This window comes from Rathayibacter sp. Leaf296 (genome assembly GCF_001423045.1).
Classification (GTDB): domain Bacteria; phylum Actinomycetota; class Actinomycetes; order Actinomycetales; family Microbacteriaceae; genus Rathayibacter; species Rathayibacter caricis.
The window spans coordinates 648,626-655,352 of record NZ_LMNR01000001.1; the positions used below are offsets into that span (position 1 = coordinate 648,626).

Genomic DNA, 6,727 nt, shown 5'->3' on the forward strand with positions numbered 1-6,727 from the left:
ACACGAGTGGTCATCGACCGCGTGAACGAGCCGCGAGAGCGGCCCAGGACGAGGAGTAGGCGTGAAGGGCAAGATCATCTTCGTGGCAGGAGCCGCAGCCGGATACGTGCTGGGAGCACGCGCGGGACGCAAGCGGTACGAGCAGATCGCCGCGGCGGCGAACCGGTTCTGGCAGACCCAGCCGGTTCAGGACGTCGCGGGAGCGGTCGGCGGAGCGGCGAAGCAGCAGCTCGGCACCGTCTCGGACAAGGCGTACGAGATCGTGCGCACCGTCGTCTCGAAGGCCGTCGCGGGCGGGAAGAAGTCGCAGGGCGCGAGCGACGCCGAGGCCACCGCCGCGGCCCGCCGCGCCGCCGCGAAGGTCGACGAGGCCGCGGCCTCGGCCGGCTCGGGAGGCTCGGCGTCGTCGACCTCCACGAGCAAGGCGTAGTTCTCATCCGCTCGGCCCCATCGACCGGTGCCGGGCCGGCACGTCCCGACCTCGAGGAGCCCCCGTGGTGAACGAACGCAATCCGAAGAACGCCCGATCACTGGGCGAGCTCGTCGGCGACCTCCCGGGGCTCGTCATCGAGCTCGTGAAGGCCGAGCTCGCCTCACTGAAGAACGAGCTGTCCGGCAAGGCGAAGAGCGCGGGCCTCGCGGTCGCCCTGTTCGCCGTCGCGGCCTTCCTCCTCCTGACCGCCTGGGCCACCCTGGTGACCTTCGCGATCATCGGCATCTCGTCGTGGCTGCCCGCGTGGCTGTCGGCGCTGATCGTCACCGTGTTCTTCCTCGTCGTGGCCGTCGTGCTCGCGCTGGTCGGCGTCAAGTCGATCAAGAAGGCCGTCCCGCCCGTTCCGCAGGACTCGATCGAGAGCATCAAGAAGGACGTCCAGGCGTTCAAGGGAGTCGGCACTTATGACCACTGACGTGAGCACCACCACCCCCCGCTTCGTCGACCCGGCCCAGCTGAAGCCGGACCAGCTGAAGGCCGACATCGAGCGCGCCCGCCAGGAGCTGGCCGCGACGCTCGACGCCATCGAGTTCAAGATCAACGTGCCGCGCAAGGTGAAGAACGCGCAGCGCACCCTGCAGCGCAAGTTCCGGGTCGTCGGCCGGCAGAACCCGTCGGCGCTGATCGCCGGTGCCGCGGGAGTCGCCGCGGCCGTCGGGCTGATCGCGTGGGGCGTCGTCAAGCAGATCACCGAGGACTGAACCCCCTCCTCGAACGGCCGTCCCCACGGGGGCGGCCGTTCGTCGTCCGCTAGCGCGCCGGAGCCCCCGGCGCCAGAGCCGTCGCCGCTTTTGTGCATCCGCACGAGCGGAGGGATGATGGATCAATGACCGATCAGACCGCCGGAACGGCGGGTCCCGTTCAGTCCGCCCGCGAAGAGACCGCTGCCGCTTCCTCGCCGCAGCCCCCCGCCGATCAGGCATCCGCCGATCAGCCTCTGGGATACACGCTCTGGGCGGTCGTCCGCAGGGATCCCGCACGTCCGCTCACCCTCTCCGAGGACTCCGCCGCCCCGGCCGCCGAGCAGTACGAGCGCGTCGTCGCGCAGCTCGCGAGCGAGGGCGTCACCGTCCGCGGCACCTACGACGTCTCGGCCCTCCGCGCCGACGCCGACATCATGCTCTGGCTCGTCGGCTCCGAGCCCGAGGAGCTGCAGCGCGGCTACCGCGTGCTGCGCCGCACCGACCTCCTGTCGGCCCTCCTGCCCACCTGGAACGCGATGGGCGTGCACCGCGACGCCGAGTTCAGCGCGAACCACCTGCCCGCCTACATGCGCGGCAAGGAGCCGGCGCGCTGGCTCACGGTCTACCCGTTCGTCCGCTCCTACGAGTGGTACATCCTCCCCGAGGAGGAGCGCCGCTCGATGCTCGCCCAGCACGGCCGTCAGGGCTCGCGCTTCCGCTCCGTCCTCACGAACACGGTGGCGTCCTTCTCGCTCGGCGACTACGAGTGGATCCTCGCTCTCGAGGACGAGGAGCTCGTCAACCTGGTCGACCTGATGCGCGACCTGCGCGCCACGGAGGCGCGTCGTCACGTGCGCGAAGAGGTCCCGTTCTTCACCGGTCGGCGCATCGAGGCCGACCAGATCGCCGAGGTGCTCCGATGAGCGACACGACGCCCGACTCCCCGACGACCGACTCCGGCGTCCTGGTCCGGGGTGCCACCCCGCCCGCCGCATCCGGAGCGGAGCACGTCGAGGTGCCCGTCGCGTACGACGCGATCCTGCTCGCCGGCTTCGGCGGACCGGAGGGGCAGGACGACGTCATCCCGTTCCTGCGCAACGTCACCCGCGGCCGCGGGATCCCGGAGGAGCGCCTCGAGGAGGTCGCCCACCACTACCGGCACTTCGGTGGCGTCAGCCCCATCAACGCGCAGAACCGTGCGCTGAAGGCGGCCCTCGAGGCCGAGCTCGAGAAGCGCGGCATCGACCTCCCCGTGATCTGGGGCAACCGCAACTGGGCGCCCTACATGAGCGAGGCGGTGGCGGAGGCGAAGGAGCGCGGCTTCTCGAACCTGATCGCCATCGCGACCAGCGCCTACTCCTCCTTCTCGTCCTGCCGTCAGTACCGCGAGGACTACGCCGCGGCCCTCGACGCCACCGGCCTCGAGGGCGAGCTGCGGATCGACAAGGTGCGCCAGTTCTTCGACCACCCGGGCTTCGTGATGCCGTTCGTCAAGGCCGTCCACGACGGTCTCGAGGAGCTGCAGGGACGCCTCCCGGGCATCGACCTCACCACCGAGGTGGAGGTGCTGTTCTCGACGCACTCGATCCCGATGGCCGACGCCGAGCGCAGCGGACCGCACGAGCGCCACGACGACGGCACTGTCGTCGACGTGCACGGCTTCGGCGCGGGCGGCGCCTACGAGGCGCAGCACCTCGCCGTGGCGGAGGTCGTCATGGCGGCCGCCACCACCGAGGACGTGCCGTGGCAGCTCGTCTACCAGTCGCGCTCCGGCCCGCCCACGCAGCCCTGGCTCGAGCCCGACATCAACGACGCGATCGCCGAGCTGCCCGCCCGGGGTCGCAAGGCCGTGCTCATCGTGCCGCTGGGCTTCGTCTCGGACCACATGGAGGTCATGTGGGACCTCGACAACGAGGCGCTCGAGACGTCCGAGGAGAACGGGCTCGTCGCGATCCGCGTGGCGACCCCCGGCACCGACCCGGTCTACGTCTCCGGGCTCGTCGACCTCGTGCTCGAGCGCGTCAACGGCACGCCGACCGAGGAGCGCCCGTCGATGACGGCGCTCGGCCCCTGGTACGACGTCTGCCGACCCGGCTGCTGCGAGAACGTCCGCGCCGGCTTCAAGCCCGCGCTCGCGGGAGTCGCCCCGTGACGGGAGGCCCTCGATGAGCATCCGGATCGGCACGCGCGCGAGCGCTCTCGCGGTCGCGCAGACGAGCATGACGGCCGACCTCATGTCGGCTGCGGCGGGCGTGCCCGTCGAGCTGGTGCGGATCGAGTCGGACGGCGACCGGATGAAGGGCTCCCTGGCGTCCCTCGGCGGCACGGGGGTCTTCGTGAGCGCGCTGCGCGACGCCCTTCTCGCGGGGCGCTGCGACGCGATCGTGCACTCGCTCAAGGACCTGCCGACCGCTCCGGTCGACGGACTCCTCCTGGGGGCCGTGCCCGAGCGCGAGGACCCGCGCGACGCCCTGTGCGCGCGTGACGGCCGCACCCTCGAGACGCTGCCCGCGGGCGCACGCGTGGGCACGGGATCGCCGCGTCGCCGCGCCGCGCTGCTCGCCGCCCGCCCCGACCTCGAGATCGTGGACATCCGCGGCAACATCGATACGCGCCTGCGCCGGGTGACCGAGGAGGGCGACTCCGCACTGGACGCGATCGTCCTCGCCTACTCGGGGCTCCGCCGCCTGGGCCGCACGGAGGCGATCACCGAGCTGCTCGACTTCGGCGTCTCGCCGCACGCGCCCGGTCAGGGTGCGCTCGCGATCGAGGTGCGCGACGAGGAGCCGTCGGACGAGCTGCGCGCGGCCCTCGCGGCCGTCGAGCACACTCCCACGCGAGCCGCGATCACCGCCGAGCGCAGCCTCCTGGCCGCGCTGGAGGCCGGCTGCGCCGCTCCGATCGGGGCCACCGCCGTGGTCGAGGGGGATGAGGTCGTGCTGCACGGCGTCGTCTTCGCGACGGACGGCTCGGCCTCCCTCGCCCGCGAGGTGAGGGAGCGGGTCGGTAACGGTTCCTCCGGCGGAGGTCGACATGTGGCGGATTCGCAGTATGGTGGTCGCGAACTGCCCGTCGTCGAAGCCGCGTTCCGCTGCGGCTCCCTGCTCGCTGACGCGCTTCTCGGTGCGGGTGCCGCCCAACTCGCACCCCTGGGAGCCCCTTCGTGATCGTGCCCGCCGCCTACTCCCAGTGGGAGAAGCCGTTGCAGGGCTGGCGCGTCCTCGTCCCCCGCGGAGGCCCGTGGGGGGACGGCGTCGCCGCCGCTCTCCGCGCCAAGGGAGCCTCGCCCGTCGTCGCTCCCATGATCAACTTCGCACCGACCGACGACTTCCCCGCGCTCGAGCGGGCGCTCGCCGACCTCGAGGGCGGCGCCTTCGACTGGATGACCGTCACGAGTGCGACGACGGTCGACGTCCTGTCCCTCCTGCGCACCACGGTTCCGCCGACGACCCGCATCGCGGCGGTCGGCGAGACCACCGCCGCCGCCCTCGTCGCCGCCGGCTACGCCGTCGACCTCGTGCCGTCCGAGGACAACTCCGCCCGCGGTCTCCTGGCCGAGTGGGAGGAGGCGACCGGAGGGAAGCACCCGCTCCGCGTCCTCACGCTGCGCTCCGAGATCGCCAAGCCCCTGCTCACCGAGGGCCTGAAGCGCATCGGCCACGACGTCCGCTCGGTGGTCGCCTACCGCACTGTCGGAGTCCCGGTCGAGGACCGGGTCGTGAACGACGTGGCGAGCGGAGCGGTCCACGCGATCCTCGTCACCTCGGGCAGCGTCGCCGAGCAGGTCCAGCAGCAGCTCGGCCCCGTCCCGGAGTCGACCCTCGTCGCCGCGATCGGCCCGCAGACCGCGAAGGACGCTCGCGCCTCGGGCCTGCGCGTCGACGTCGTCGCCGACGAGCGCTCGGCGTCGTCCCTGATCGAGGCGGTCGCCCGCGTCGCCACGGAGCGCGCGAACCGCTGAGCCGGGGGTCCTACCTCCCTATTCTCAGCTGAGAGTAGGGCGTGACGCCTGACAGCGGAGATATCCCCCTCTCGCCCGACGTTCAGCTCCGGGGACCGTCCACCTGCGCCGGATTAGGCTGGAGGCATGACCGCCATCCGTCCGCGGCGACTCCGCACCACCCCGGCGATGCGCCGGCTCGTGCAGGAGACCCGCATCCACCCGGCCCAGCTCGTCCTCCCCCTCTTCGTCGCGGAGGGCATCACCGAGGCTCGATCGATCGGGTCGATGCCCGGGGTGATGCACCACTCGCTCGACAGCATCCGCGGGGCGGTGACGGAGGCGGCCGACGCCGGTCTCGGCGGCGTCATGCTCTTCGGCGTGCCCACCACGCGCGACGCGGTCGGCTCGGGAGCGACGGACCCCGACGGGATCCTCAACGCCGCCACCCGCGCGGTCGTCGAGGAGGTCGGGGATGCGCTCGTCGTGCAGACCGACCTGTGCCTGGACGAGTTCACCGACCACGGTCACTGCGGGGTGCTCGACGAGCACGGCCGGGTCGACAACGACGCGACCCTCCTCCGCTACGAGGAGATGGCCCTCGCCCAGGCCGAGGCGGGCTCCCACCTGCTCGGCCTCTCGGGGATGATGGACGGCCAGGTCGGCGCGATCCGCGGGGCGCTCGACGAGTCGGGCCACCTCGACACGGCGATCCTCGCCTACTCGGCGAAGTACGCGTCGAGCTTCTACGGGCCCTTCCGCGAGGCGGTCCAGTCGACTCTCGAGGGCGATCGCCGCACGTACCAGCAGGATCCGGCGAACCGCCGCGAGGGGCTCCGCGAGGCGACCCTCGACCTCGCCGAGGGTGCGGACGTCGTGATGGTGAAGCCCGCGATGAGCTACCTCGACGTGCTGGCCGACGTGGCCGCCGTCTCGGACGTGCCCGTCTGGGCGTACCAGGTGTCGGGGGAGTACGCGATGATCGAGGCCGCCTCCGCGAACGGCTGGATCTCGCGCGAGCCCGCGATCCTCGAGTCGGTGACGGGGATCCTCCGCGCGGGGGCCGACGCCGTGCTGACGTACTGGGCGGTCGAGATCGCGCGCGATCTGCTGAAGCGCTGATCGCTCGCGATCTGCTGAAGAACTGATCGCTCGCGATCTGCTGAAGCGCTGATCGCTCGCGATCTGCTGAAGCGCTGATCGCCGGCGATCCACCGAAGCTCGGCATCTCGTCCGAACGGGAGCGTCCGGCCCGAGCGCCCCGGGCCGCCCGCGTACCCTGGATCCGTGACCACCTCGGCGAACGACACCCTGTACGAGCGTGCCCGGCACGCGATCCCCGGCGGCGTGAACTCGCCCGTCCGAGCCTTCCGCTCGGTCGGCGGCACCCCGCGCTTCATGGTCTCGGCGTCGGGTCCGCACATCACCGACGCCGACGGCCGCGAGTACGTCGACCTCGTCTGCTCCTGGGGGCCGGCCGTGCTCGGCCACGCGCACCCCGAGGTCGTCGCGGCGGTGCAGGAGGCGGCCGCGCGCGGCCTCTCGTTCGGCGCGTCGACGCCCGCCGAGACCGAGCTCGCCGAGCTCGTGGAGGCGCGGATCACGGCGGGG

The 6,727-nt window shown here is 72.1% G+C and carries 9 protein-coding genes; all 9 read left to right on the forward strand.

Going from position 1 to position 6,727, the window contains the following annotated elements:
* The first annotated feature begins 61 nt into the window (after positions 1-61).
* Positions 62-430: a hypothetical protein gene (locus tag ASF46_RS19540; RefSeq protein WP_055786438.1), complete on the forward strand. Its 369-nt coding sequence runs from the start codon at positions 62-64 to the stop codon at positions 428-430.
* A 64-nt stretch (positions 431-494) separates the two neighbouring features.
* Positions 495-908: a phage holin family protein gene (locus tag ASF46_RS02900; RefSeq protein WP_055786441.1), complete on the forward strand. Its 414-nt coding sequence runs from the start codon at positions 495-497 to the stop codon at positions 906-908.
* Between the two features lies 1 nt (position 909).
* Positions 910-1,194 carry a DUF3618 domain-containing protein gene (locus ASF46_RS02905; RefSeq protein WP_230672090.1) on the forward strand — a complete coding sequence of 95 codons (285 nt, stop codon included), beginning with the start codon at positions 910-912 and terminating at the stop codon, positions 1,192-1,194.
* A gap of 125 nt (positions 1,195-1,319) precedes the next feature.
* Positions 1,320-2,099, forward strand: coding sequence for a hydrogen peroxide-dependent heme synthase (gene hemQ / locus ASF46_RS02910; protein WP_082485188.1), 780 nt, complete (start codon positions 1,320-1,322; stop codon positions 2,097-2,099).
* A complete protein-coding gene (locus ASF46_RS02915; protein ID WP_056866349.1) occupies positions 2,096-3,328 on the forward strand; it encodes a ferrochelatase in 1,233 nt (410 codons plus the stop codon). Before hemQ ends, ASF46_RS02915 begins: the two co-directional genes overlap by 4 nt.
* A gap of 13 nt (positions 3,329-3,341) precedes the next feature.
* Positions 3,342-4,343 (forward strand): hydroxymethylbilane synthase, encoded by a 1,002-nt coding sequence (hemC, locus tag ASF46_RS02920; RefSeq protein ID WP_056866350.1) that lies wholly within the window; start codon positions 3,342-3,344, stop codon positions 4,341-4,343.
* Positions 4,343-5,137: a uroporphyrinogen-III synthase gene (locus ASF46_RS02925; RefSeq protein WP_056867410.1), complete on the forward strand. Its 795-nt coding sequence runs from the start codon at positions 4,343-4,345 to the stop codon at positions 5,135-5,137. The genes hemC and ASF46_RS02925 overlap by 1 nt, the downstream gene beginning before the upstream one ends.
* 126 nt (positions 5,138-5,263) lie before the next feature.
* On the forward strand, positions 5,264-6,238 hold the full coding sequence (gene hemB, locus ASF46_RS02930; RefSeq protein ID WP_056866351.1) for a porphobilinogen synthase: 975 nt from the start codon (positions 5,264-5,266) through the stop codon (positions 6,236-6,238).
* A 165-nt stretch (positions 6,239-6,403) separates the two neighbouring features.
* On the forward strand, positions 6,404-6,727 hold a 324-nt coding region (locus ASF46_RS19660), incomplete at its 3' end, for an aminotransferase class III-fold pyridoxal phosphate-dependent enzyme (RefSeq protein WP_235576836.1).